Origin of the sequence: Sphingomonas sp. SFZ2018-12 (genome assembly GCF_022496715.1) — a bacterium.
In the GTDB taxonomy this organism is placed as follows: Bacteria; Pseudomonadota; Alphaproteobacteria; order Sphingomonadales; family Sphingomonadaceae; genus Sphingomonas.
This window is the reverse complement of record NZ_WTFM01000008.1, coordinates 26,016-47,604: the sequence shown is the minus strand read 5'-3', so window position 1 is coordinate 47,604 and position 21,589 is coordinate 26,016. Positions and strand designations below refer to the sequence as shown.

Sequence of the window (21,589 nt, the reverse complement as noted above, 5' to 3'; positions counted from 1 at the left end):
GCTCGGGAGGCACGGTCCGCACGACGCTAACCGTCAGTATTCGCTCGCCAGCATGATGGTCAGCACGCGCTTGGTCCGCTCGGCATCCCACGGCGCGTCGCTGCCGAACGTCAAGGTCTGATCGTAGTAATCCACTTTCCAGAACACCGTCGCGGCGATCATCGTCTCGTCCCTCGGTCGGTCCTGCGTCCACGTGCGGTCGGGGAGCTGGTAGATCGCGCCGAAATCATGCTCGCCGTAAGGGTCGTTGTCGCCGTCGAACTTGGAGAACCGCATGATGGTCGACAGCGCGGCGAGGCGGTCCGCGTCGGGGAGGGACTGGAATCCGATCGTGACGTTCGCGAGCGTAGCGACGCCGGGGTTACTGCGCGCCTCGTCGTTGAGGCGACGGATGGCGTCGATATGGGCCGGGTCTCGCATTGCTGATCGTCCTTCTGGCATGGGCCGCAAGGCCGCTCGGCCTCACGGCCCTGCCGTTCCGGCGAGGAACGGGATGGGGAGGGGGAGCGAGAATCTTGGCGCTGGCGCGGGCGAGCCGCCTAGCGCGGCCGGAGCTGTGCGACGGGTGCCGCGCTTGGCGGATTACACGGGCGGCACGATTGTCGTTCGGGGACGAAAGGGCAGCGCCCTTGGTGTTCCCCTCGCGCCGATCGCGGCGGCGATCGGCGTCGGATGGTGCGGTGCGGATCTCCGCACGGCCTTTTCGCGCGCAAGCGCGCCCCCGTCAGGAGGGCGCGTTGCGTGCATCGCGAGCGGCCAAGACCAGTTCGACGATACGCGGCTGATGAAACAGCTCGCCGCGCTCGACCACGCCAAAGCCGGGACCGTCCAGCACGTCGCGGATGCGATCCTGCACGACCTCCTCCAGCTCGCCGACGAGAACCCAGAAGTGGATCGGGTCACGGTCACGCCCTGCGGCGCGGAACTGCTCGCTCTCGGCGACGGCCTGGGCCAGCGAACTGATCGCGGCCATGCCAAGCGCGCGCTCAAAGGCGAGCTGCGCGAACACGCGATGATGGGACATGGAAACCTCCGTGATGCCGTGATTGGCATCGCCATCGGGAGGGGCGCGCCGCGCCGGGTCACCGACCGCGGATGCGGCCGGCTTGCCGGGCGGCGGGGGAGCCGATTTGCGTGAGCCAAATTGGGGGGACCGCCGATCCTTGAGGCGGCGTGGCGCGTCCCTCACGATAGGAAGAGACTGACGAACTGCCTCTATAAACCACGCCCACCCGGCACGGGTGGTCCGCTGCCCTAGGCGCTTCTCTCGAAGCCCCCGGCGACTATGCGCCAGCAACGATTTTCTGCTTTCGTTCTCGACTCGGCTGACTCATAGACTCGTCATGCCGATCATGGCCGAACATCGCTGGCTCTACCCGATCGACTGGCCCGAACTGTCGAGGCTGATCCGCTTCGGCCGCGCCAAGGGCCGGTGCGAGCATTGTCAGCGTCCGCACGGTCGGCACGTGTTCCACCTGGGCGACGGCCGCTGGTGGGACGCCGATCGCCGGCAGTGGCGCGACGGGCGCGGGCGCCGGGTGCGAGCGCCAGGCCCCGGCACGTTGGCGTTCGTCCGCGTCACGCGGGTCTATATCGCGTGCGCGCATCTAAACCATGATCCGACCAACAACGCCCCGCGCAACCTCGCTGCGCTCTGCCAGCGCTGCCACATGATCCATGACGCGGCCGAGCATCGCCGTCGGCGCTGGCGGAACGCCTATCGCCGGCGGGCGCTGGGCGATCTGCTCGCCGTGCTCGATGCCTCTCCGGCGACCGTCAGGGGTGTGCCACGTGGCACACCTGCGGCGGTTCTAGCGGGCTAGATCCGCGGCGCGGTGTCAGCCGCCCGTCGACACGCCGAGCTTGCGACGACGTGGTTTGGGGGCTTCGGCGGGTGCGGCCGGCTTGCGGCCGAGCCCGATCTTCTTCGCCATCGCGCGGCGCGCCTCGCTGTAGGCGGGCGCGACCATCGGATAATCGGGCTTCAGGTTGTAGCGCGCGCGATACTCGTCGGGGGTGAGGCCGTGCGTGGAAAGGTGGCGGCGCAGCGTGCGATAGGGCTTGCCATCGATCATTGATATGATCCGCTCGGGCGAGGCGAGCGATTTCCGGGCGGTCACGGCCGGAACGTGCTGCTCGGCGATCTCGGCCGCGGCCTGGTCCGTGGCCGGCTCGCCGCCCTTAGCGAGCTGGGCGAGGGTGGCGTGAATGGCGTTCAGGAACGCCGGCACCGCATCGACCTCCGCGCGCGTATTGGGGTTGGCGAGCCATGCGGCGGTCAGCTCGGCCGCCAGCTCGAGCGTGTTCGGTGTGCCGTCCATTCGTCCCCCTGCGCGCGTGGTCGCCCATTTTCAGGATGGATCGTCATCCTGCTATTGGTTGTTAAGCCGGAAAGGCGTATATGGGCGATGCTTCATCGACTCAATCGATGCACCTACCTGGCCCCGTCGCGCTGTGAACGCGGCGGGGCCAAATAGTTGGGGCGGACACCCCTGTGAAGGCATCCGCCCCACCGGGTCAGTCCTTACGGTTCTGCCCCAGCTTCACAATCGCGATCACGAGCCCGAGGGCTGCGATCGTCAATTGCACTGCTTCAACATTACTCAATCAAATACACCTCCTTTGACCGGCGAGATTGCGATGCGGGCTGTGAACACCACACCGCTGCCGATCGAGATGATTGTAGCCGATCCGCGCTCACGCTGGCGATATTTCCGCCTCGCTCCCGAGCACGATCGCGTGAAGTCGCCACCGCGCCGCCCGGCCTTGGTCGGGCGGCGCGCGCGGGCCTGAAAGGACTGCGGGCGCGGGCCTGAAAGGACTGCGGGCGCGCCGGCGACGGGGCCGCTCCTGGGCGAACCGCTCGGAAAGAAAGGGGGTCCGATCAACACCGGACCCCCGATCGCTGTCATGCCATCTCGTCGTCGGCCATGCTCTCGTCGGCCATGTCCCCGAAGTCTTCGCCGTCCGTATCGGCGTCGAAGTCCTCGGGGTCGCGCTCGGCCCGGTCGAATGCGCCGATCTTCATCGGGGCGGGAAGCCAACCGGACGGAAGCCGCTCGGACACGTTGACGGCAAGGTCAGCCTTCTTCTTGATGGTCGCACAATTCTCGGCGCTCGGCGCGCCAACCTCCGCGCGCAACAGGTCGATCATCGCGGCACGGCGCATCTTGTCGAACAGGCCGATGGGTGCGGACCAACGCGCCGCAATGTCCACGCCGCTCGCCCGCGCGATCTGCTCGAAGTGGTGGTGGCGCTGACCGGGTGAACCGCCCGCGAACACCGTGCCGTCCAGCGTCATCGCGACAAGCCCGGCGAGCAACGTCATCTTGTCGTCGGCGCTCATGGCGCGGATCGCCTCGAACCGTCCGTCCTCGGGAATGGACGCGAAGCGGGTCGCCATCGTTTCCTCGATCGGGCGAACGTCGCTGGTCGCCATAAGCTCGTCGGGAACGGCGGTGGTGACGGTCTTGGCCTGAACCTCAAGCGCCATCTGGTAGCTGTGCGCGCCGTGGAGCAACTGGCCCGCAAGGCTGTCCAGCAACACGTCCAGCGCCAGCGTCGGGTCCGCTGCGACTGCCTCCTGCACGATCTGCGTCTTGATGCGCGACAGGTCCGCGAACAAGCTGTTGCTATAGAGCGGCTGCGGCTCGCTGCTGCCGGATTTCGGCTTCGGCTCCGCCTTCGCACGATAGAAGCTCTTGCCGAGCGAACCGTCATGCGAAACCCATAGCGCCACGCCTCCGACCGCGACCTGTGCGGCATTGAAGCCGCGCAAGCCCTCGGTGATCGCGTCCCGCTCGTCGGACAACGGGGCGATGCGGTTGCTGTCCTCGCCCTCGACTTCCGCGATGCTCTCGATCTCGGCCTCGATCTCCGCGATGCGCGCCGCCTCGGCCTCGGTCGGCTCGCGCGTGGACGGATACATGCTGCCCTTCATGTAGAGGTCGTAAGGCCGGTCCAGCGTGGCGCGGACCTGATGCCAACCGATCGCGCGATACTCGTCGGCAATGGCGTCCAGCTTTTCCTCCGCCAGCTCCTGCACAAGCTCGGGATTGTCCGCGAAGCCCTCGGCCCCTTGGCTGAACAGGTCCACCGTGATCGTGCCGCCCTTCGCCTCATAGGCTTCCCGCCCGACGAAGCGGAACGCGCCGCTGGTGGTGTCCACCTTCTCCGTGGTGAGCATCCGGCGGATGGTGTGGGCGTGGCCGTTCGCCGCCTTGCAGACCTTTAGCTGCTGGTCGTGGTCGTCGGTGAGGGTCAGCGCGCGCGCCGCCTCAAGCGACAACTGGTCCTTGGCGATCAGGTCGATCAACGCGGGTGCGAGCGCGGAAAGGCGAAGCATCTTATAGACGAAGCTGACCGCCTGACCGAACCGGGCCGCGATTTCCTCGGCGTCCATGCCCGCGTCCCGCATCGCCGCGAAAGAGCGGATGCTATCGGCGGGGTGCATATCCTCGCGCTGGAAGTTCTCGGCGAAGGAAAGCTCGATCGCCTCTTCCTTGGTCCGCAACTCGACGGGGATGGTGTCGCTGCTCTTGGCGTGCTTGCGCTTCACCAATACTTTGAGCGCGCGATACCGCCGCCCTCCGGCGAACACCCATAACAGGCCGTCCTCTTCATAGGCGATAAGGTTCTGCAACAGGCCGTGCGTCTGAATGTCGTCGGCCATGCTCTCGATGGCGGAAGGCTTCACGCGGCGCTGATTGAGCGGGGAAAGGCGAAGCTGCGACAGTTTGGGGTGGATGATAGCCATGATTGAAACTCCTGATCTGCGATGGTGTCGATGGTCGTGGGGAGGGGTCAGCCTTCGAGGCTGGCGAGTTCGTCAAACTCGGCCGATGCGCGCTTCGCGCTGCCGCCTGCGTAGGTGACGCCGGTGCGCGGATAGAAGAACACGCGCTCACCCTTGCGATAGGGGGTGCCGTCCGCGCTGGTGCCGCTCGTCTTCGCCCGTTTCCAGTACGGATCGCCGGTATATCGGGTGTAAGCCATTGTCCTTTCTCCTTCTTTCGAGGCGCAGCCGGTTGCCGCGGCAACCGGCTCTGCCTCTCCGGCGAGGAGCGGGATGGGGAGGGAGGAGGAAAATCGACGGCCTGGTGCGGGCAGGCCGCCTAGCGCGGCCGACACCCCAACGGGTGTCGGGTGCCGCGCTTGGCGGACCACACGGGGCTGTCTATTTTCCTTCGGGAACGAAAGGGCAGCAGCCCTGGTGTTCCCCGCGCTGGCGGGCCTCCGGGGGAGGGCCGCGGCGCCAGCCAAACTGCCTCGCGCCTCCCGCGCGTCTGCAGGTGTGCCACGTGGCACACCTCACGCGAGGATCGTTACCCGGCAGGGCCGAGACGCCGGCACGGTGGCTCGGTGGGTGCGCGCAAGCGCGCCGATAGAGCCGTGCCCGGCAGGGTCGCGCCGACGGCTTCTTCAAGGTTCGTATTTCGAGAACAGACGGTAGAGTGCAGCTCGCCGATAGAGCGGCGTTAACGCGGAGGGGGAACTATCAGACTGTGAGCTGGAGCTTGTTCATCGACGAATCCGGCCAGGATCAGCGTCACTCGCCGTATGAGGTGCTGGCCGGGATCGCGGTCGAAGATCGGCGCGTATGGCCGTTGATCCGCGACTTATCGGACGCACAGCAGCATATTTTCGGGATGCGCTTGTTCGAGGCGTATGGACGCGAGGCAAAGGCGCAGAAGCTCCTCGATCGCAAGACGTTCAAGCACGCCGCCCAGCTCGATCCGATCGCGCACGCCGAACGCACGCAGCTCGCGCGCGAATTGCTGCTCGACGGGACCGCCGTCACGAGGGCGCGACTGACGGCATTGGGGCAAGCAAAGATCGAATATAGCCGGTTCAGCCTCGATCTGGCGCGGCGACATGGGGCGAAGGTGTTTGCTACGATCGTCCCGCGCGAGGCGCCGCGCCCGGAGCGCGACGACGCTTTGCGCAAGGACTATGCGTTTCTGTTCGAGCGCTTCTACTATTTCCTGAACGGCCTTCCCGGCGATCCGATGGGGTATCTCGTGTTCGACGAGCTGGATCGCAGCGCCGCGCATATCCTGCTCGGCCAGGTGAAGAGCTATTTCATCAACACACAGAAGGGCCGGGTAAGGTCGCGGCTCATCATTCCCGAGCCGTTTTTCGTGCATAGCGATCTGACGACTCTGATCCAGACCGCCGACATCGTGGCCTATGTCATCAGTTGGGGGTTGCGCCTGCGCTGGATGACGGCACCCGCGCGCGCCGAGTTGCGCCCATTGGTGGATTTGGTCCACCGGCTCCAATTCAAGCGCGAGACGGAAGGGGGCGATCGGATCTTCGGGCTGAAGCTGATCGACGATCTGCGACCGAAGCCATTGCCCTGAAATGGAAGAAGGCAATGCTCGCGTCGCCGCGGACAAAGCCTCCGGGAACCCATTTAATCGATTCGTCCTGATTTTCAATGAATATCCGCGCAGCCGCGCCAATCGGCGCTGGCGCTTCAAAATTGCATCGGCGATCGATGTAGGATAGGGGGGTAGCCTATGGCGCACCTCTCCCGAACTAATGCCGACCTCGTGGCTCGCGTCCGACGCATCGCGGGGCAAGTCGGCGCGGTCGAACGGGCGCTTCAATCAGACTCCTCGTGTTCGGAGGTGTTGCACCTGGTCGCGGCCGTCCGCGGCGCGGTCAACGGCCTCATGGTCGAGATCATCGCCGAGCATCTGGAAGCACATGTGTCGCGCGCCGGGCTCGATGATGCCGAGCGCGCGGCGGGCGCCGAAGAACTGCTGGCGGTGATCCGCCGCTACTCCAAATAGGACTGCTTCATGGCGACATTGCCCGAAATCGACGCCTTCACGCACGAGCATGTATTCCTGGGCGCGGCGCATGACGACAACGCCCGTCGCACCCTTTGGGTGGTGGTGTTGACTGCCGCGATGATGGCGGTCGAGATCGTCGCCGGATACCTGACGGGCTCGATGGCGCTGCTCGCCGATGGTTTTCACATGGCGACGCATGCCGGCGCGCTCGGGGTCGCTGCAATCGCATACAGCTATGCCAAGCGCCACGCGCGCAACCCCGCTTATAGCTTCGGCACGGGCAAGGTTGGGGATCTTGCGGGGTTCGCATCGGCAATGGTGCTGGGCCTGATCGCGCTCGGGATCGGCGTCGAATCCGTGCTGCGCCTCTTTCAGCCGATCACGGTTGCCTTCGGAGAGGCGACGATCATCGCGGTGGTTGGCCTGAGCGTGAACATCGCCAGCGCCTTCCTGCTCTCGGGCGGGCACCATCACGGGCACGATCATCATGGACACGACCACGGCCACGGTCATGGTCCGCACGGCGGCGACAACAACCTGCGCTCGGCCTATATCCACGTCCTCGCCGATGCGCTCACCTCGGTCCTCGCCATCGCCGCGCTGCTGGCGGGCCGCTATCTCGGCTGGGTCTGGATGGACCCGGTGATGGGCATCGTCGGCGCGGTCGTCATCGCTCGATGGTCGTGGACGCTGATGCGTGACACCGCCTCGGTGCTACTTGACGCGACCGACGATCATGTCGCCGACGAAGTGCGCGAGCTGGTCGAGGCGGCCGGCGATGCCCGGATCGCGGACCTGCACGTCTGGCGGGTCGGCCCGGACGCGCACGCGGCGATCATCAGCGTTGCCGCTAAGGCCGGCGTGACGGCAGACATGATCCGCGATCGGCTGACGCCGGTCCACGAACTTCGGCACCTGACAGTTGAAACCCGGTGATGATTGTTCGGCCGCCCGCCAAACGTTACGCGAGGGACGTGCGGCAACTTATCGCCTTGTTGATGCTCTGCGTCCTGCTCCTCTCGCATGGGGGCATGGGCGGCGCTGTTCCGCATATCCATGCCGATGCCGTGGCGCATGGCGAGGTCCACACGGACGATGGATCGGAGCATGGCCATGCGGACGAGGCAATCGCTAGCGCGGTAGACGCTGCGGGCGACGATCGCTCCGACGGCTCCGCGAGCTTCACGCTGCACAGTCATGTGGTAGGCGATGTGAGCCGTCCGGTGGAGTGGGCCAGGTCGCCACTAACGTTGGCTGGCCCGAAGCTGATGGCGGCCGCAATTCCCGCTCTACCCTCACGTGGGGTTGCACCCTTGCTAAAGCCGCCCTCCGCCTGATCGTCGCGCCCGTGCGCCCGTAAAAGGGCCGCGCTGTTTCGTGAGGATCGGGAGAGAAAACCCATGTCACCCTATTTGCGCGCCGCCGTCGTGGCGGTGGCGCTGTCGTCGGCGACGGTCGGTCACGGCCAGACACTGACGCTTGAGGATGCGGTCGCGCGCGCGATCGCCGCCTCGCCGCAAGGTGCCGCGACTACCGCGCGCGCCGACGCGCTTACCGGCCCGTGATCGCGCTGTTCTCGATGACGGCGCTGATGGCACTCGCTGCGAGCTACGCCGTGCTTGGCACGCCGTTCACGATCCGCGCGGCTGAATGGTTCATCGCCTTCTCGATGTGTGTGCTGGCGCTGCTCAAGCTCCAGAATATCGAGAGCTTTTCGAGCATGTTTCTGAACTATGATCTGCTCGCCAAGCGATGGGTGCCTTACTCCTACATCTATCCCTTCGCGGAAGGCGGTGCTGGCGTGCTGATGATCGCGGGCGCGCTCACCTGGCTCTCGGTGCCGGTTGCCCTGTTCATCGGCTTGATCGGCGCTGCCTCGGTGTTCAAGGCCGTCTATATCGACAAGCGCGAGCTGAAATGCGCCTGCGTCGGCGGGGACAGCAACGTGCCGCTGGGCTTTATCTCACTCACGGAGAACGTGATGATGGTGGCGATGGCGCTATGGATGGCTGCCGCCGCGGTCGGCGTCGCCGGTGCGCACTGACGCTCGTTGACATTGGCTCGGAGAGGGTGCCGATACGCGGGATGACGAAGGGAGCGCCAGCCTTAACCCGCCCGCTTCGCACGGCCGTCCTGGTCGTGCTCGCGGTGCTGCTGCTCGTGCGCCTGGGACCGTTCTGCGAGGCAGCGGCGCAAGCCGCCCCGATCGCGTCGGCGATGGCTGGATGCGAGGGAAAGGGCACGGGTGCGCCCGAAGATAAGGCTCCATTGCCGGCCTGCGCCACGCCCTGCACGGCCGTTCCCGGAGAGGCCTTGGCGCGGGTCGAGCCGATTACGGTCCTTCCGGTAGCACCTTGGCCCGGACCGTCGGTCGGGCTAGCCGGTGCCCCGATCCCGCCCGCGACGCCCCCTCCTCGAACCGTGTGACACTTCGACAAACTCACACATTCATTCGACGGAGATTTTCGATGACGAAGTTTAAGCTGATCGGTGCCGCCCTGGCGCTCGCCCTTCCGACCGCGGCGTTCGCGGCCGGCTCCTGCTGCGCCGATATGGCGTGCTGCAAAGAGGGCGCGGACTGCTGCAAGGACAGCAAGAAGGACTGCTGCGCGGACATGAAGAAGAGCGGCGATCATGCCGGCCACGCTATGCCGACGAAGTAAGCCGGGGGAGGGGAGGCGTTCGCGCCTCCCCTCTTCTCGTCGAGGGGCTGCTACTCCGCGCTAAGTTGCGCACTCGCACAACGTGAAAGGATACAGGGGAGCACTAAGCACAGCCTGCGATCAGCGCAGGTCCAGGGTGAATGAGGTCAGCCGGAGGACAAAACGTCCTTCAGGTGCAGTTGGAAGCGCCATTCTCGACGCGAAAAGCATGGCTTGCCCTCTCACCCCTGTCGGAATGCCGACCTCGCCTTGCGCATTCGTCGTGACATGCTGGCGCTTACCGTCGAAGGTGGCGATCACCACCTCATGTCCGCTGACCGGAGCACCATTCTCGAGGAGACGGAAGCGGCCGTCCGACACGGCGACGAATTCCAACTCGAGACCGTGCGCTCCGATGCTTTGCAAGCCGACGCATCGCCCGGCGCAGACTGCGGTTTTAGCGAACCGCCGGGAGTCCACCTGTAGGACGCGAGGGCTTGGCAGGTTCGCTACCGCCGCCTTCGCCGCGGCACCTACGGGATATTCGTCGAGGATGAGATCGATGCGATCGTCGCGATATTCGACGTCGCGCGGCTTCAGAGTCAACGACACGATCGCCGGGCGCGGGGTGCTGCCGACGATCACCGAAAGCCCCTTTCCGGAAACCGGACCTAGGCGCACGTCGACCGATCCCGACGCCGTCATACCGCGTGCGCTGGCCACCCGATCCGGCGTTATCGCCGTTTCCGGCGTGGGGAAGGTCGAGCCGACAGTGGCAAAGATCTTACCCCGGGCATTGCCCACAGGCGGAAGCAGGAAGAAGTCGTGAGCAAACGCGGCGGCCGGCAGAACCGTGAACGCCCCCAAGGCGAGGGTTGGCAGCAGGCGTGACAGCTGGGGCATAGGCGTTCCTCTAGGTCAGACCCGTCGATTGTGTCCGCAACGCACCCCGTCTTCAAGCGGGATGGCACCGACTGGGCCTCGTTGTTGTCGAGCAGCACGCCTTCTTCGCCGCACCTTGGCGAGGGCCACTACAGCGTCGTATCATCAGGAGGAGCCGTCAGCGGGATTGCAGCAGAGCAAGATCCGGGGAGGAGGCGATGACGCTCCAACGCGAGGTCGCCTCGAAGCAGGAAAGATGACGCGGATCGACATATGCGACGACTACCGGATCACCCGGGAACGTTCGGGCTTCGAGCCGGCCGATCACGCGGTCCAGCACGGATGCGTCGAACGGGTTGTAAAGGTAAGCCAGCAGCGGCCCTTCCGGCGGCTGGAACGCTCCAGCATCGCCAAGAACGATCTCGGGAGGGTGAGCGGCGCCGCCTTTCATTACGAAGCTGCGGACATTATCGTTTGCGATAGCACATAGCTCCGGAGAAAATTCCACGCCGATCGCACGGCCGAACCCCATTGCGGCCGCCAACATGATGATCCGGCCTTTGCCGCTGCCGTAATCGACCAGGCTCCATTCGGCTGGATCGATGTCGAACCGGCTAACCGCCTCCTTCAGCGCTTCGCCGTTGCTTGCCTGATAGCGAACCCCATGACGCGCCCGGGCCGGGTCAATGGCCAAGCCCGACAGGTTCACTAACCCGCTCGTCTCGGTTCCCCAAAGACGGTCGAATTGCGCGTTTCTGCGCCGCGCTCGGACGGCGGCTGGACTTACCGAACAAATCACGTGCGCGATGTTCTTGCCGATCAGCCCTATGAGCTCTTCGCTGGTCCGTCCTGCCAAGCGCTGTCTAAGCGCGTCGCCCATAGCCGTTCTCCTACGATCGGTGAGTAGGCGTGGAGTGATTACCAGCCGGTTGCCTACTCCCTAGTGTATGGTGAGCATGGCTAGTCATTCGGCTTCGGTGCATGGTTCCGTGATGAACAGCGCTGCTGGTAAGGTCGGGACAAAGTGGCAGGGGGAGCTGCGGCTCCACGACCGTTGGGCTTCATGGCGAGGTGCTGTCGGTGACGGCGTGCTACACCGGCATTTCGCGGCGCAAGCCATTATCGCCGACCGACCGATCCGAGTGCGCGATGCTCAGGATCACCTCATCGAAGCGACATGCATCCTCATCGATCCGCTAACGCCGCACAGGATCGAGCCTGGTGGCGAAGCGCTCCTCGTATATGTCGAGCCGGGACGAAGCGTCGATCCAGAGTTTGAACAGCTTCTCCGCAGCATGGTCGCGCGGACCTCGCCTGCACTCGTCGAAAGACACGGAGGCGCTCGCTTCTGGACTTCCTGGCGAACGTCGGCCCTGACCGCGGTCGGCCCAATCGACCGCCGCTTAACGGCGGCGCTCGACTACATTGAGGGCGCTCTCCTCTCCGGTCCGGTGCCACTCCATCATGCCGCCGCGACAGCCTCTCTGTCGCCCGACCGCTTCCGGCATTTGTTTGCCGATCAGCTAGGTGTCCCGTACACGCGCTACGTTCTCTGGCGGCGCTTGCGCTTGGCGGCCGTCGAACTGGCGGCAGGCCGCGATGTCACTACCGCAGCTCACGCCGCCGGCTTCTCGGACTCGGCGCACCTCGCCAGAACGATAAAGACAACGTTCGGCGTGACGGCCGGTCAGGCGTTGCTGCCCGCTTAGCTTCGGCGCATCTCGCGTCCGTTCCGGCACCTTGAGGACCGGCAGTCACTCCATCGCTTCCGCCCCTTCGCCATACCGCCGTGGTCGCGCGCGCAATGGCTCGGCGAGCTGTTCGAGGTAGCTCATGGGATAATCCGGCCGCTTGCCGATGCCGAGGTCAGCGCTCGTGAACCGCTTTTCGGGTTCGTACACGGCCGTGCCGAGCAGGTGATCCCAGATGTTGGTGAACAGCCCGAAATTGACGTCTCCGACCCCGGCCCATTTCTGGTGATGGAAGCGGTGAAGCGGCGCCAGTGCGAGGACATAGCGCAGCGGGCCGATGCGCATGTTGGCGTTCGAGTGCTGAAGGAGCAGCTGGATCGTGATTGCGAAGCCGAGCAACAGCCCGACCTCCAGCGGCATACCGATGAGTATGAGCGGCGTCGTTCCCGCAGTCGTCTCGAGGAGTTGGTGAACCGGATGTTTGATCAGCCCGTTAAAGCCATACATGCGAGTAACCGAGTGGTGCGGGGCATGAAATCGCCAGAGCCATTCCACGCGGTGGCTGGCGTAGTGGCAGAGTGTGATGCCGAGGTCGGCGACAATTACCGCGAACAGCAACTGCCCCCAGAGCGGCCATGCGCTCGGCCAGGACCCCGGGAAGGGCGCGAGCAACGTCAGCAGCGGTATGAGCGCGACCGACGAGTAGACGCTCGCCTCATAGGCGACGGCGTAGGCGACGTCGCGCCAGGAGTCGCCGCGATCACGGTTCCATAGCGGCTCGTAAGGGATCAGGCGCTCAACCGCGAACGAGGTGGCGATCGCCGCCAGGAGCAGCGGAAGGAGCCAGAGCCGCGTAGCGCCGGACTCGACGGTCCAAACAGCCGCGCCGTTAAAGCCTAGGAGCATCATCGGGGCATAGAGGATCTGCAGAAGCGGACGCACGCCGTGTCTCCTCAACGGAAGGTCACGTCGCGATTTACGCTTAGACGGGCATTCTCACTTGAACGATCAGGCTAAATCTTCGCAGAGGGTCCACCAGTGCTCGTCGCCGGCCATGCACCTGCTGATGCGGCAGGCGTGCTGCAGAGGGCATGATGATATCGCTAGCCGGATGCCGAGAAGAAAACGCTAGCAAGACAGCGCCTTACTTCTTCTCAATGGCGCGCGAAAACCCTGCGGCCGGTCCGCCCAAACGCGATCACCTCGAACGCCTGCGCAGGTCGGCCCCGCACTTCCATTCCGGGCGAGCCGAGCGGCATTCCAGCAACCGCAAGGCCGCTGACGCCCTTCGGCCGCTGCGCGAGCGCGCGCTTCATGTCTGCGATTGGCACATGGCCCTCGAAGGTCATGCCGTAGATAACAGCGGTATGGCAGGAGGCAAGGTCGGCCGGGACGCCGCGAGCCTTCATCATCGCGGGCCGGTTCGCATCGTCCACTATCCGCACGGCGCGGCCGAATTGCGCCTTAACAATACTCGCCCATTCGCCGCAACAGCCGCATCCGGGATCGCGGTGCACGAGGATCGTATCTGCCGCGACCGCGGCGGCGGGAACGCCGAGCGCGAGAGCTGCCAAGGCGAGACGAATGCGCGTCATGATCGAAGCCTATCTACCGGCCCCGCCCGGTCCAGGGCGGGGCCGTATGGTTACTGAGCGGACTTGCCCATCTTCCGGAGCATCGCGTTAAGGGTCGCGATCTCGCGATTCTGGCTGGTAATGGTCTTTTGCGCCTCGCTACGGATCTCGGCATTCTGCGTGCTGCGAAGGGCGATCTGTGACATGGCGACTGCGCCGCGGTGATGCTCGATCATCTTGCGGATCCAGGTCTCGCCGGCGTCTGCCCCCTTCGCCGCCATCATCTTCTGGTGCATGTCCATCTCGGCCGGGCCGTACGGATTAGCCGCGGTCGGCTGCATCATCTTGGAATGATCCATGCCCTGATGGTTCATCCCCTGGTGGCCCGCCTGCTGGGCGAAGGCGGGGGTGGCGAACAAGGCGAGGATCGCCAGCATAGGTGTTAATCGCATCTCGATCTCCTTGGGCCGTGTTGATATTGTACGCGCCGGAGAGGCGTGCCCCTCGATCGCGCAGCAATAATCGCCGGTTGGCGCTTTCGTATCCGTCAGCGCCAACTCAAAGCCGAGATAGGATCGTCTTCATCTGGTCGATCTCGCGACGCTGCCCCTTAACGATCTCGCCGCACAGCGTCTTCAGCTCTGGATCGGTAAGCGACGCCTCCTGGCACATGAGGATCGCGCCGGAGTGGTGCGGGATCATCGACCGCGTAAACGCCCGGTCGCCGATCGTCGTCTGGGTCCGGATCAGCGCGTAGCTGCCGATAAAGACTGCGATCGAGCCGAAGATGAGCGCGTTGTTCGCCGCCTTGGAGGGAAACATATGGCGCATGGCAAGGATCATCGCGATGACCATCGGCGCGACCATCATCAGCGTCATGTAGAACATATTGAGGTTGTTGTAGAAGCTGCCGAGGCTGTCGATCATCACGAACATGACGAAATACATGATGATACCACTGACTAAGGTTTGGACACCCAAGCTGACATAGGCGTTCTTCATCATCGCTTATCTCCCCTGTTGATGCCGCCCGCCCGAATGAGATTACCCCGCCGCGTGGCGCGCCGCCGGACCGGCCAGCGCACCCACAGCAGAACCGCGCCGCCTACCCACAACACCAAGCCTCCGATCGCGAAGGCGAGCAGCCAAGGCGTGTTGAAGTCCTCGTGGTTCTTCCAATCCATGATGTGGAGGCCCCAGAAGAAGTCGTAGAGCCGCCAAGTGCCGGTCCTGACGGCAGTGATCCGTCCGGTCTCGCTGGCGACGAAAACGCGGGTGCTGTCAGCATCGTCAAATGCGACCCGCCATGCTGGGAGCGCTCCTCGATATTCGGGTGCGGCGCGTTCGATCCGTTCGACGCGGGCTGCTGGTCGACCTTGCCCGCGCCACGCGGCGCGCGCCACGGCCTCGGCCTGGGCGGCGGTCGCGGGCGGCAGCAGCGCACCCGTGGTCGCATCGGCAAGCCGGACGCCCTTGGCCGTCGTCAGCTCGGCGACGGGACGCCCAAGCAACATGCGATAGGTAAGCGATGTGACCGGCGTTCCTGCGCGTTGCGTCAAGGCCGCCGGCGACGCCAGCACTTCGCCGGTCGGGATAGGCGCGACGACCGTCCGATCAACGAGGTGATCGCCATGCACCTTATCGATCGGCAGGAAGCTCATCAGCGTCCCGCTCGCAAACCAGAGGAGGAGCTGGACGCCGATGATGATCGCGAGCCATTTATGCGTCTTGCTCGCCAGCTGATGAAGTCTCGCGCGCCGACTCCTCAGAACCACGTCCGCACGCCGACAACGAAGCTGGGTCCGCCCACACTCTCGCCCTCGGCGCGCGCGAAGCGGGCGCTATTGCCTAGCCGGCGGTCGTAGGACACGCCGATATAGGGCGCGAACTCGCGCTTGATCTCATAGCGGAGGCGAAGCCCCAGCTCGATATCGCTCAGGCCCGAACCGATGCCGTTTTCCGGCACGTCCTGCGCGGCGAAGTTGAGCTCGGCGCGCGGTTGCAGGATCAGCCGTTGGGTAATGCGCTGATCGTAAAAGCCTTCAAGTCGCCCCAGGACGTCGCCTTTGTCGGACAAGAACGCGGTTGCCTCCACGTCGAACCAATATGGCACTAGCGACTCGACGCCAACCGATAGATAGGTGCGCGAAGGATTGGGCTTGAAGTCGTAGCGCACACCCGCCTGAAAGAATGTGTACGGGCCAACGGATCGGCTATAGAGCGCCTGCACCTCCGCATCCTCAACGCCGCGCCCGAACTCGCCTTCGCCTTCCGTCCTGATGACCAGTCGGTTGATGTCTCCGCCGTACCAACCCTCGCCGTCCCACCGGAAGCTGTCGTCTCCGTCGCGTACCTGCACCTCGGCCAGGTTGAAGTTGACCTGCCAGAAATTGTAGCCGCCATGCTCGTTACGCAGATAGGCGCGGGCGGCGGCCATCCTCTCCGGCGAATAGACGCGATCGGCGTAGCTGGGCTCGGGCGCGACCGGAGCGGGTGCGTTACCGGGGGGAAGGGCGGTGCCGCCCGTTCCCATGTTCTGGCTCATCTCGCCCGTCATCCCGCTCATGTCGTGGCCGGCGTGCGGGTCGGGCGGGGCAGTGGTAGCCGGGCTGTCGGACATGGCGTGCCCCGCATGGGGGTCTGCCTGCGCCGGAGCGGTGGGCATCGCCATCCCCGACATATCGTGACCAGCGTGCGGGTCCGCTGCGGCGGGAGCGGGCGACGCCCGTTTCGGTGCGGCCGGCGCGGGCTTCGCCTTGGCGCGCGCGGGCGGCCGCGGCTTGGCGACCGGCTTCGCCTGGGGCTTCGCTGCCGGCTTCGCCGGCATGGTCATCCCCGGCATGTTGTGCATCGAATGGTCCTGCGCGACGGCCGGGGTGGCGAGCGCGATCGGGGCCGCGGCGATGGCGAAGGGAAGCGCCTTCATGCCGCGTCTCCCCCGCGCGGCCGGACGCTCACGACCTGCATCATGCCGGCGTGCATGTGGTAGAGCATGTGGCAGTGAAACGCCCAGTCACCGACGGCATCGGCTGTCACGTCGAACGTCGCGGTCCCGCCCGGCTGGACCATGACGGTGTGCTTGCGCGGCGCGAACTCGCCGTGGCCCGTCACCAGCTCAAAGTAGTGACCGTGAAGGTGGATCGGGTGTCCCATCATCGTGTCGTTGACGAGCGTCACGCGCACCCGCTCGCCTTCAAGGAACGGGATCGGGTCTTTGACCTCCGACAGCTTTTCGCCGTCGAACGCCCACATATAGCGTTCCATGTTACCGGTGAGGTGGATTTGCATCGCCCGGTCGGGCGCGCGCACGTCGGGGTTGCGATCCACCGCCATCAGGTCGCGATAGACGAGCACCTTGTGCCCGACATTCTCCAGCCCCTGGCCCGGCTCGCCCATGCGATCGACGGGCATCGGCGAGATGGTCTGCACGGTAGCGGTCTTCTTGACGCCTGGCGCATTGGAGAAGTCGCGCATCGAGTGGCTCATGCCGCCCGCGCTGTGGTCCATGCCCGCCATCTGACCGCCGGCGCTGCCCTGCATGGCCCCGTGGTCCATCCCGGCCATGCCTCCCGCTGCTGTGCCCTCGGCGGGCATCGCGTGGCCCATCGCGGCGTGATCCGCGGCGCTGCCGGCCTGGGCGGGCGCGCCGTGACTCATGCCGGCCATCGCCCCGGTTGCAGCGCCGGTCGCGGGCATGGCGTGGCCCATCGCGGCATGGTCCATGCCGCCCATCGAACCGTCGCTCATGTCCATCCCGCCCATGCCCATGTCCTTCATGCTCGCGAGCGGGCGCTTGCGAAGCGGCGGGACGGCCGCGGCCATGCCCTCGCGTGGCGCGAGTGTCGCGCGCGCCATGCCGGAGCGATCGACGCTCTCGCCGACCAGCGTGTAGGCGCGGTCGTCGGTCGGTGTGACGATCACGTCATAGGTCTCGGCGACGCCGATCTGGAACTCGTCGACTGTCACCGGACGGACGTTCAGCCCGTCGCTCGCCACCACGGTCATCTTCAGGCCAGGGATACGGACGTTGAAGGTGGTCATCGCGGAGGCATTGATGACGCGCAGCCGCACCCGCTCGCCGGGCCGGAACAGCCCGGTCCAATTATCCTTCGGGCCGTGGCCGTTGACGAGATAGGTATAGGTCGAGCCGGTCACGTCGGCGACGTCGGTGGGGTCCATCCGCATCTTGCCCCAATCGGCGCGCTCCTTCGCCGACTGGCCCTCGCCGCGCAGCAGCCCGGCGAGGGTCTGCTTCTGGTAGTTGAAATAGCCGCCCTGCATCTTGAGCTTGCGGAAGATGACGTGCGGGTGGAGCTGGCTGTGGTCGGAGAGCATGATGACATGCTCGCGGTCGGACGCGATCGGATCCTCGCCGGCAGGATCGATCACCAGCGGGCCATAATGCCCCATCTGCTCCTGCAAACCGGAATGGCTGTGATACCAGTAGGTGCCGGCCTGCTTGACGGGGAATTCATAGGTGAAGCTCTCGCCCGGTTCGACACCGGGGAAACTGATGCCGGGAACGCCGTCCATCTGGAACGGCAGGATCAGCCCGTGCCAGTGGATCGAGGTCTGCTCGTCGGGCAGCGCGTTCATAAGGGTCAGCCGCGCTTTCTGCCCTTCGCGCAACCGGATCAGCGGGGCGGGCGCGGTGCCGTTGATCCCGATCGCGTGGCTCTCGCGCCCGTCGATCATCATCATCTGATAGGCGACCCGCAGGCTGATATCGTCGCCCGAGACGGTCGGCATCGGTTTGACGATGCCCCCTGAAGTCGTCTGCGCCCATGCCGGCATGTAGGCCGACAGGGCGAGTCCGCCGCCTGCAAGAGTGGCGCCGCGCAAGAGCTGACGGCGATCGATGGTCCTGTTCATAAGGTTCCTGGTCGATGACATGCGTTGGTCCATTCACCGATGATACGCGTCGCGCTCACGTAGCCCTCAGCCTTTGACGATCGATCGAGCACGGCCTGCGAACCGTCCGGCGTGAACGGGCCGACTCAGAAGAGTCGGCGCACTTTTCCGGTGTAATGCTCGGTGTATCGCGCGAAGATTCCACACACGAGAACTGCCCAAGCGAGCGTAAGCACCACGAGCACCACATTAGTTACCGTTGGGGGAAGGCGGTCGGTGCCCATCAGGAGCGCCGCGGCGAACGCGAGTACCGGGAAATGCAGAGCATAGAGCGAGAAGCTGGCGCGCGCGCCATAGGCGGCAAGCGGCTCGATCCAACGGGGGGGAGACAGACCGACGCGCAGCAGAGTGTAGAGAAATAACGCGAATGCCGCCGCCAGTGCCAACTCGAGATAGGTCAGGCCAACCGTTCTCACGATGATGAGCATCGCCATCAGCACGACGCTGGCGACACCCACCCACATGCGATTAAGCGGCGGTCGACGGTCCGCACCCTTGCCTCTCCGGGTCGCCCAATGAAGCGCGGCACCGCACAGCCAGCAGCCAAAGCCGATCAGCATATGCGGCTCGATCCAAGCGAGGCCCATCGCCAGCAGGAACGGTGATGGTCGGCGTTTGCGCCAGCTAACGATGATGGCCGGGAACCAGATGTAGAACCAGAATTCGTATGCCAAGCTCCATAGGGGGCCGTTCGTGCCGAACGGCGCAACCAGAATGTCCTGTAGGAAAAGAATGTTGCCGATGAAAACACGCCAACCAAGCGCGTCAGCGACACTCCTGCGGAGCACATAGGTATGCGTCGCGCCGGTATGAGTTGACGATTCGAGAACATAGAGGCCGATCGCGTCGAGCGCGCCCCCGATCGCCAGCGCCGGCAACAGGACGACGAGAAGCCGGGTGAGACGATCGGTCAAATAGCTCGGCCAGTGCCATCCCTTGGCGACCCGCCCATCGACGCTGCGCGCGATCCAGTAGCCGCTGAGCACGAAGAAGAGAATGACGCTAGCGTGCGCATAGCCGGCCAGAAAGTAACCAATCGAAGCCGCGAGCGAAGCCTGCCCCCGATGATCTTCGATGAGTAAGTACCAGGCATGAGCGAACGCGACGGAGACCGCGAGCACGCAGCGCATGGCGTCCATGAGCACGAACGCGCCCTGGGCAAGACCCCGCTGCCCGCAAGCGCCGTTTTGCCCGCGTATCCCCGGCAGGCTGTCGTCACGGCTTGCGTCCTGTAGATCCCCCATATGGCACAATACGGATCGTGCAGCCCGACCCCTTACGCCGTCGCTTCCTTTTGGCCAGCGGGAGCAGCTATGCCAAAGAAACCGCCAATTTCTGTCGAGCGCGATAGAGCCGGGTTTCGACCGCCTTTTCGCTGATGCCGAGTACGGCCGCGGTGTCGGCCTGACTAAGCCCTTCGATGGTGTGAAGCACCAACGGTTCTTTCAAGGCGTCCGGTAGATCAGCGATGGCACGCCGAACTCGGTCCAGCTCCTGCCGGTCGCTGGTGGCGTCGTCGATCGCCACTTGACTATCAACGACGGCCTCGGCCTCGGCGCCGATCGGGACGGCGAACGACAAGAATCGCCGCACCTTTCGCTTTCGGCTCCAGTCACGGCACTTGTTGAGCGCGATCGCCGATAGCCAGGTCCGCATGGGGCGAGTGCCATCATAGCGTGCTAGCGCACGATGCGCCGCCACGAACGTCTCCTGGGTTAAATCCAGCGCTTCGTCGGCGTCCCCAATGCACCCGCGGGTCAATCGGAAAACAGCCCGTTCGTGACGCCGCATCAGCTCGGAAAACGCGGCCTGTCGTCCCGCAAGGCTCAGCGTGGCAAGCTCCCCGTCGGAAAGCGGGGTCCAGTCGAGGCTCACCCGCCGGAACTCACCGAGCGTCGTCGGTGAGCGCCTTCACCACGGCCTGATCAAACTGAGCGGTCTGATCGGGCCGCAAGAGCTGGCGCATCGCGAAGATGTGCGCCAGCGTCGCCTTCTGCAGCTCGCCCATGACGGCATGGCTCCGATCGACCGCCGCGGCCACCCGCGGACCATTGCCATGTTCGGCCTCGATCGCTTCGGCGAGCCGGGCATTGTCGGCCTTCAACTCCAGCTCGAACGCGCGGCGTTGAACGGCGAAACGCTGTTCCAACGCCGCAAGGCGCGCTTCCTGACTGGCATCCAACGCCAGCCTATGATGCAGCACGTCGTGCAGCTCCGAGCCGGGCTGGGCACGTGGCGGAAGTAGCGCCCGCCCCACGAACACACCGACGATCGCGGCAATGAAGCACGCGACAACGCCAAGCAGCAAGCGGGTGCGGCCGCTCATGGCGCGCCGACGAGCAGCGTGGAGGGCGCGAGCGGCGACACCGGCCCCAAGGGGGAGAGCGAAGCCGCGCTGGCTTCCTTCGCGGGCACACCAGCACCGAAGATGCCCATGACGAGCGCCGCAGCGATCATCATTGCGCCAACGCCCAAGCCGGCGCGCGCCGCTGAACGTGCGGCGATCCGCGCCAGCACGCGATCTTCCATACCATCAAGGCTCGCGGGCACGGGTGCTTGCGCCAGCCGCATCAATACTGCGTCGAGGTCCATGTCGTTCACTCCACCCCTCTAGCATGGATTACGCAAGCGACGCTCCCACCCCTCAAATCCGTCCGTGAGGGGTGGTCGATCGAGGCGCGTAATGAAGGACAGGAACCCTCCCGTCGAAAGGCCTCTCTATGCGCCGCCTATCCGTTCTGACTGCCGCTGCCGCTCTCGTCATGTTCGCCGGCACGGCGAACGCTCATCCTAAGCTTGTGTCGGCATCACCTGCCGCCAATGCAACGGTCGCAAAACCCGCTCGCATCGAACTTCATTTCAGCGAGAAGCTGATGCCAGCTTTTTCCAAGGCCGATCTCACGATGGCAGCGATGCCCGGCATGGCAGCCATGAAGATGGCCAGCACCTCCGCGCTCTCGTCCGATGGCCGGACCCTCATCATCACCCCGAAATCGCCGCTGCCATCGGGTCGATATAGCGTCGCGTGGAATGTCGTCTCGACCGACACCCACAAGGTCGCGGGAACCTACGTCTTCGCGGTGAAGTGA

Annotated in this window: 27 protein-coding genes and 1 pseudogene; 10 read left to right on the top strand and 18 right to left on the bottom strand. The window is 65.0% G+C overall.

Annotated features, from left to right (window positions below; genetic code table 11):
• Positions 1–33: 33 nt before the first annotated feature.
• A complete protein-coding gene (locus GO308_RS17875) occupies positions 34–420 on the bottom strand; it encodes a DUF3768 domain-containing protein (RefSeq protein WP_240886374.1) in 387 nt (128 codons plus the stop codon).
• 304 nt (positions 421–724) lie between these two features.
• Complete coding sequence (locus tag GO308_RS17870; protein WP_240886373.1) at positions 725–1,024, bottom strand: hypothetical protein; 300 nt, start codon at positions 1,022–1,024, stop codon at positions 725–727.
• A gap of 319 nt (positions 1,025–1,343) precedes the next feature.
• Between GO308_RS17870 and GO308_RS17865 the strand changes: the two genes are divergently transcribed.
• The gene (locus GO308_RS17865) at positions 1,344–1,823 is read left to right on the top strand and encodes a hypothetical protein (protein WP_240886372.1); all 480 of its coding nucleotides are present in this window, start codon (positions 1,344–1,346) and stop codon (positions 1,821–1,823) included.
• Between the two features lie 15 nt (positions 1,824–1,838).
• On the opposite strand, the gene GO308_RS17860 is transcribed toward GO308_RS17865, so the two are convergent.
• The 3 genes from GO308_RS17860 to GO308_RS17850 form a co-directional block, all read right to left on the bottom strand.
• Positions 1,839–2,321, bottom strand: a complete 483-nt coding sequence (locus GO308_RS17860) for a MucR family transcriptional regulator (protein WP_240886371.1) — start codon at positions 2,319–2,321, stop codon at positions 1,839–1,841.
• A 587-nt stretch (positions 2,322–2,908) separates the two neighbouring features.
• Complete coding sequence (locus GO308_RS17855) at positions 2,909–4,756, bottom strand: ParB/RepB/Spo0J family partition protein (RefSeq protein ID WP_240886370.1); 1,848 nt, start codon at positions 4,754–4,756, stop codon at positions 2,909–2,911.
• 47 nt (positions 4,757–4,803) lie between these two features.
• On the bottom strand, positions 4,804–4,995 hold the full coding sequence (locus GO308_RS17850) for a hypothetical protein (protein WP_240886369.1): 192 nt from the start codon (positions 4,993–4,995) through the stop codon (positions 4,804–4,806).
• A gap of 458 nt (positions 4,996–5,453) precedes the next feature.
• Between GO308_RS17850 and GO308_RS17845 the strand changes: the two genes are divergently transcribed.
• The 7 genes and pseudogenes from GO308_RS17845 (at position 5,454) to GO308_RS17815 (ending at position 9,463) form a co-directional block, all read left to right on the top strand.
• Complete coding sequence (locus GO308_RS17845) at positions 5,454–6,362, top strand: DUF3800 domain-containing protein (protein WP_240886368.1); 909 nt, start codon at positions 5,454–5,456, stop codon at positions 6,360–6,362.
• Between the two features lies 1 nt (position 6,363).
• Complete coding sequence (locus GO308_RS17840; protein ID WP_240886367.1) at positions 6,364–6,510, top strand: hypothetical protein; 147 nt, start codon at positions 6,364–6,366, stop codon at positions 6,508–6,510.
• 11 nt (positions 6,511–6,521) lie between these two features.
• Entirely contained in the window at positions 6,522–6,797 is a 276-nt protein-coding gene (locus GO308_RS17835; RefSeq protein ID WP_240886366.1) for a metal/formaldehyde-sensitive transcriptional repressor, read from the top strand.
• A 9-nt stretch (positions 6,798–6,806) separates the two neighbouring features.
• Positions 6,807–7,736 carry a CDF family Co(II)/Ni(II) efflux transporter DmeF gene (gene dmeF, locus GO308_RS17830; RefSeq protein ID WP_240886365.1) on the top strand — a complete coding sequence of 310 codons (930 nt, stop codon included), beginning with the start codon at positions 6,807–6,809 and terminating at the stop codon, positions 7,734–7,736.
• A 464-nt stretch (positions 7,737–8,200) separates the two neighbouring features.
• A complete protein-coding gene (locus tag GO308_RS17825) occupies positions 8,201–8,365 on the top strand; it encodes a hypothetical protein (RefSeq protein ID WP_240886364.1) in 165 nt (54 codons plus the stop codon).
• Positions 8,353–8,844, top strand: a pseudogene (locus GO308_RS17820) (MauE/DoxX family redox-associated membrane protein); the annotation flags it as partial. The gene GO308_RS17825 and the pseudogene GO308_RS17820, both read left to right, overlap by 13 nt.
• Before the next feature lie 424 nt (positions 8,845–9,268).
• Positions 9,269–9,463 (top strand): hypothetical protein, encoded by a 195-nt coding sequence (locus GO308_RS17815; protein WP_066671082.1) that lies wholly within the window; start codon positions 9,269–9,271, stop codon positions 9,461–9,463.
• Between the two features lie 120 nt (positions 9,464–9,583).
• Here the strand turns inward: GO308_RS17815 and GO308_RS17810 are convergent, their stop codons facing one another.
• On the bottom strand, positions 9,584–10,345 hold the full coding sequence (locus GO308_RS17810; RefSeq protein ID WP_240886363.1) for a DUF4198 domain-containing protein: 762 nt from the start codon (positions 10,343–10,345) through the stop codon (positions 9,584–9,586).
• Positions 10,346–10,502: 157 nt separating this feature from the next.
• Complete coding sequence (locus GO308_RS17805) at positions 10,503–11,204, bottom strand: class I SAM-dependent methyltransferase (protein ID WP_240886362.1); 702 nt, start codon at positions 11,202–11,204, stop codon at positions 10,503–10,505.
• Positions 11,205–11,316: 112 nt separating this feature from the next.
• Between GO308_RS17805 and GO308_RS17800 the strand changes: the two genes are divergently transcribed.
• A complete protein-coding gene (locus GO308_RS17800; RefSeq protein WP_240886361.1) occupies positions 11,317–12,033 on the top strand; it encodes a helix-turn-helix transcriptional regulator in 717 nt (238 codons plus the stop codon).
• 45 nt (positions 12,034–12,078) lie between these two features.
• On the opposite strand, the gene GO308_RS17795 is transcribed toward GO308_RS17800, so the two are convergent.
• The 11 genes from GO308_RS17795 to GO308_RS17745 all read right to left on the bottom strand — a co-directional run bounded on the left by GO308_RS17795 (position 12,079) and on the right by GO308_RS17745 (position 21,092).
• Positions 12,079–12,957, bottom strand: coding sequence for a sterol desaturase family protein (locus tag GO308_RS17795; protein ID WP_240886360.1), 879 nt, complete (start codon positions 12,955–12,957; stop codon positions 12,079–12,081).
• Between the two features lie 212 nt (positions 12,958–13,169).
• Positions 13,170–13,610 carry a DUF411 domain-containing protein gene (locus GO308_RS17790; protein WP_240886359.1) on the bottom strand — a complete coding sequence of 147 codons (441 nt, stop codon included), beginning with the start codon at positions 13,608–13,610 and terminating at the stop codon, positions 13,170–13,172.
• Between the two features lie 50 nt (positions 13,611–13,660).
• Positions 13,661–14,026 (bottom strand): DUF305 domain-containing protein, encoded by a 366-nt coding sequence (locus tag GO308_RS17785; protein WP_066674154.1) that lies wholly within the window; start codon positions 14,024–14,026, stop codon positions 13,661–13,663.
• Between the two features lie 121 nt (positions 14,027–14,147).
• Positions 14,148–14,594 carry a DUF305 domain-containing protein gene (locus tag GO308_RS17780; protein ID WP_240886358.1) on the bottom strand — a complete coding sequence of 149 codons (447 nt, stop codon included), beginning with the start codon at positions 14,592–14,594 and terminating at the stop codon, positions 14,148–14,150.
• Complete coding sequence (locus GO308_RS17775; RefSeq protein WP_240886357.1) at positions 14,591–15,364, bottom strand: PepSY domain-containing protein; 774 nt, start codon at positions 15,362–15,364, stop codon at positions 14,591–14,593. The genes GO308_RS17780 and GO308_RS17775 overlap by 4 nt, the downstream gene beginning before the upstream one ends.
• Positions 15,355–16,515 carry a copper resistance protein B gene (locus GO308_RS17770; protein ID WP_240886356.1) on the bottom strand — a complete coding sequence of 387 codons (1,161 nt, stop codon included), beginning with the start codon at positions 16,513–16,515 and terminating at the stop codon, positions 15,355–15,357. The genes GO308_RS17775 and GO308_RS17770 overlap by 10 nt, the downstream gene beginning before the upstream one ends.
• On the bottom strand, positions 16,512–18,461 hold the full coding sequence (locus GO308_RS17765; protein WP_240886355.1) for a copper resistance system multicopper oxidase: 1,950 nt from the start codon (positions 18,459–18,461) through the stop codon (positions 16,512–16,514). The genes GO308_RS17770 and GO308_RS17765 overlap by 4 nt, the downstream gene beginning before the upstream one ends.
• Positions 18,462–18,586: 125 nt before the next feature.
• Entirely contained in the window at positions 18,587–19,744 is a 1,158-nt protein-coding gene (locus GO308_RS17760) for an acyltransferase family protein (protein WP_240886354.1), read from the bottom strand.
• Between the two features lie 67 nt (positions 19,745–19,811).
• The gene (locus tag GO308_RS17755; RefSeq protein WP_240886353.1) at positions 19,812–20,375 is read right to left on the bottom strand and encodes an RNA polymerase sigma factor; all 564 of its coding nucleotides are present in this window, start codon (positions 20,373–20,375) and stop codon (positions 19,812–19,814) included.
• A gap of 10 nt (positions 20,376–20,385) precedes the next feature.
• The gene (locus tag GO308_RS17750; RefSeq protein ID WP_240886352.1) at positions 20,386–20,826 is read right to left on the bottom strand and encodes a periplasmic heavy metal sensor; all 441 of its coding nucleotides are present in this window, start codon (positions 20,824–20,826) and stop codon (positions 20,386–20,388) included.
• On the bottom strand, positions 20,823–21,092 hold the full coding sequence (locus tag GO308_RS17745) for a hypothetical protein (RefSeq protein ID WP_240886351.1): 270 nt from the start codon (positions 21,090–21,092) through the stop codon (positions 20,823–20,825). The genes GO308_RS17750 and GO308_RS17745 overlap by 4 nt, the downstream gene beginning before the upstream one ends.
• Positions 21,093–21,220: 128 nt before the next feature.
• Between GO308_RS17745 and copC the strand changes: the two genes are divergently transcribed.
• Positions 21,221–21,589 (top strand): copper homeostasis periplasmic binding protein CopC, encoded by a 369-nt coding sequence (gene copC / locus GO308_RS17740; RefSeq protein ID WP_066674138.1) that lies wholly within the window; start codon positions 21,221–21,223, stop codon positions 21,587–21,589.

What these genes read in the sequence shown, in the direction of transcription:
- GO308_RS17810 (WP_240886363.1), bottom strand. Translation starts at nt 10,345, where the DNA reads ATGCCCCAGCTGTCACGCCTGCTGCCAACCCTCGCCTTGGGGGCGTTC.
- GO308_RS17760 (WP_240886354.1), bottom strand. Translation starts at nt 19,744, where the DNA reads ATGGGGGATCTACAGGACGCAAGCCGTGACGACAGCCTGCCGGGGATA.
- GO308_RS17785 (WP_066674154.1), bottom strand. Translation starts at nt 14,026, where the DNA reads ATGCTGGCGATCCTCGCCTTGTTCGCCACCCCCGCCTTCGCCCAGCAG.
- GO308_RS17805 (WP_240886362.1), bottom strand. Translation starts at nt 11,204, where the DNA reads ATGGGCGACGCGCTTAGACAGCGCTTGGCAGGACGGACCAGCGAAGAG.
- GO308_RS17860 (WP_240886371.1), bottom strand. Translation starts at nt 2,321, where the DNA reads ATGGACGGCACACCGAACACGCTCGAGCTGGCGGCCGAGCTGACCGCC.
- GO308_RS17770 (WP_240886356.1), bottom strand. Translation starts at nt 16,515, where the DNA reads ATGAAGGCGCTTCCCTTCGCCATCGCCGCGGCCCCGATCGCGCTCGCC.
- GO308_RS17765 (WP_240886355.1), bottom strand. Translation starts at nt 18,461, where the DNA reads ATGAACAGGACCATCGATCGCCGTCAGCTCTTGCGCGGCGCCACTCTT.
- GO308_RS17825 (WP_240886364.1), top strand. Translation starts at nt 8,201, where the DNA reads ATGTCACCCTATTTGCGCGCCGCCGTCGTGGCGGTGGCGCTGTCGTCG.
- GO308_RS17875 (WP_240886374.1), bottom strand. Translation starts at nt 420, where the DNA reads ATGCGAGACCCGGCCCATATCGACGCCATCCGTCGCCTCAACGACGAG.
- GO308_RS17800 (WP_240886361.1), top strand. Translation starts at nt 11,317, where the DNA reads ATGAACAGCGCTGCTGGTAAGGTCGGGACAAAGTGGCAGGGGGAGCTG.
- GO308_RS17870 (WP_240886373.1), bottom strand. Translation starts at nt 1,024, where the DNA reads ATGTCCCATCATCGCGTGTTCGCGCAGCTCGCCTTTGAGCGCGCGCTT.
- GO308_RS17790 (WP_240886359.1), bottom strand. Translation starts at nt 13,610, where the DNA reads ATGACGCGCATTCGTCTCGCCTTGGCAGCTCTCGCGCTCGGCGTTCCC.
- GO308_RS17835 (WP_240886366.1), top strand. Translation starts at nt 6,522, where the DNA reads ATGGCGCACCTCTCCCGAACTAATGCCGACCTCGTGGCTCGCGTCCGA.
- GO308_RS17750 (WP_240886352.1), bottom strand. Translation starts at nt 20,826, where the DNA reads ATGAGCGGCCGCACCCGCTTGCTGCTTGGCGTTGTCGCGTGCTTCATT.
- GO308_RS17815 (WP_066671082.1), top strand. Translation starts at nt 9,269, where the DNA reads ATGACGAAGTTTAAGCTGATCGGTGCCGCCCTGGCGCTCGCCCTTCCG.
- GO308_RS17865 (WP_240886372.1), top strand. Translation starts at nt 1,344, where the DNA reads ATGCCGATCATGGCCGAACATCGCTGGCTCTACCCGATCGACTGGCCC.
- GO308_RS17850 (WP_240886369.1), bottom strand. Translation starts at nt 4,995, where the DNA reads ATGGCTTACACCCGATATACCGGCGATCCGTACTGGAAACGGGCGAAG.
- GO308_RS17840 (WP_240886367.1), top strand. Translation starts at nt 6,364, where the DNA reads ATGGAAGAAGGCAATGCTCGCGTCGCCGCGGACAAAGCCTCCGGGAAC.
- GO308_RS17855 (WP_240886370.1), bottom strand. Translation starts at nt 4,756, where the DNA reads ATGGCTATCATCCACCCCAAACTGTCGCAGCTTCGCCTTTCCCCGCTC.
- GO308_RS17745 (WP_240886351.1), bottom strand. Translation starts at nt 21,092, where the DNA reads ATGGACCTCGACGCAGTATTGATGCGGCTGGCGCAAGCACCCGTGCCC.
- GO308_RS17780 (WP_240886358.1), bottom strand. Translation starts at nt 14,594, where the DNA reads ATGATGAAGAACGCCTATGTCAGCTTGGGTGTCCAAACCTTAGTCAGT.
- dmeF (WP_240886365.1), top strand. Translation starts at nt 6,807, where the DNA reads ATGGCGACATTGCCCGAAATCGACGCCTTCACGCACGAGCATGTATTC.
- copC (WP_066674138.1), top strand. Translation starts at nt 21,221, where the DNA reads ATGCGCCGCCTATCCGTTCTGACTGCCGCTGCCGCTCTCGTCATGTTC.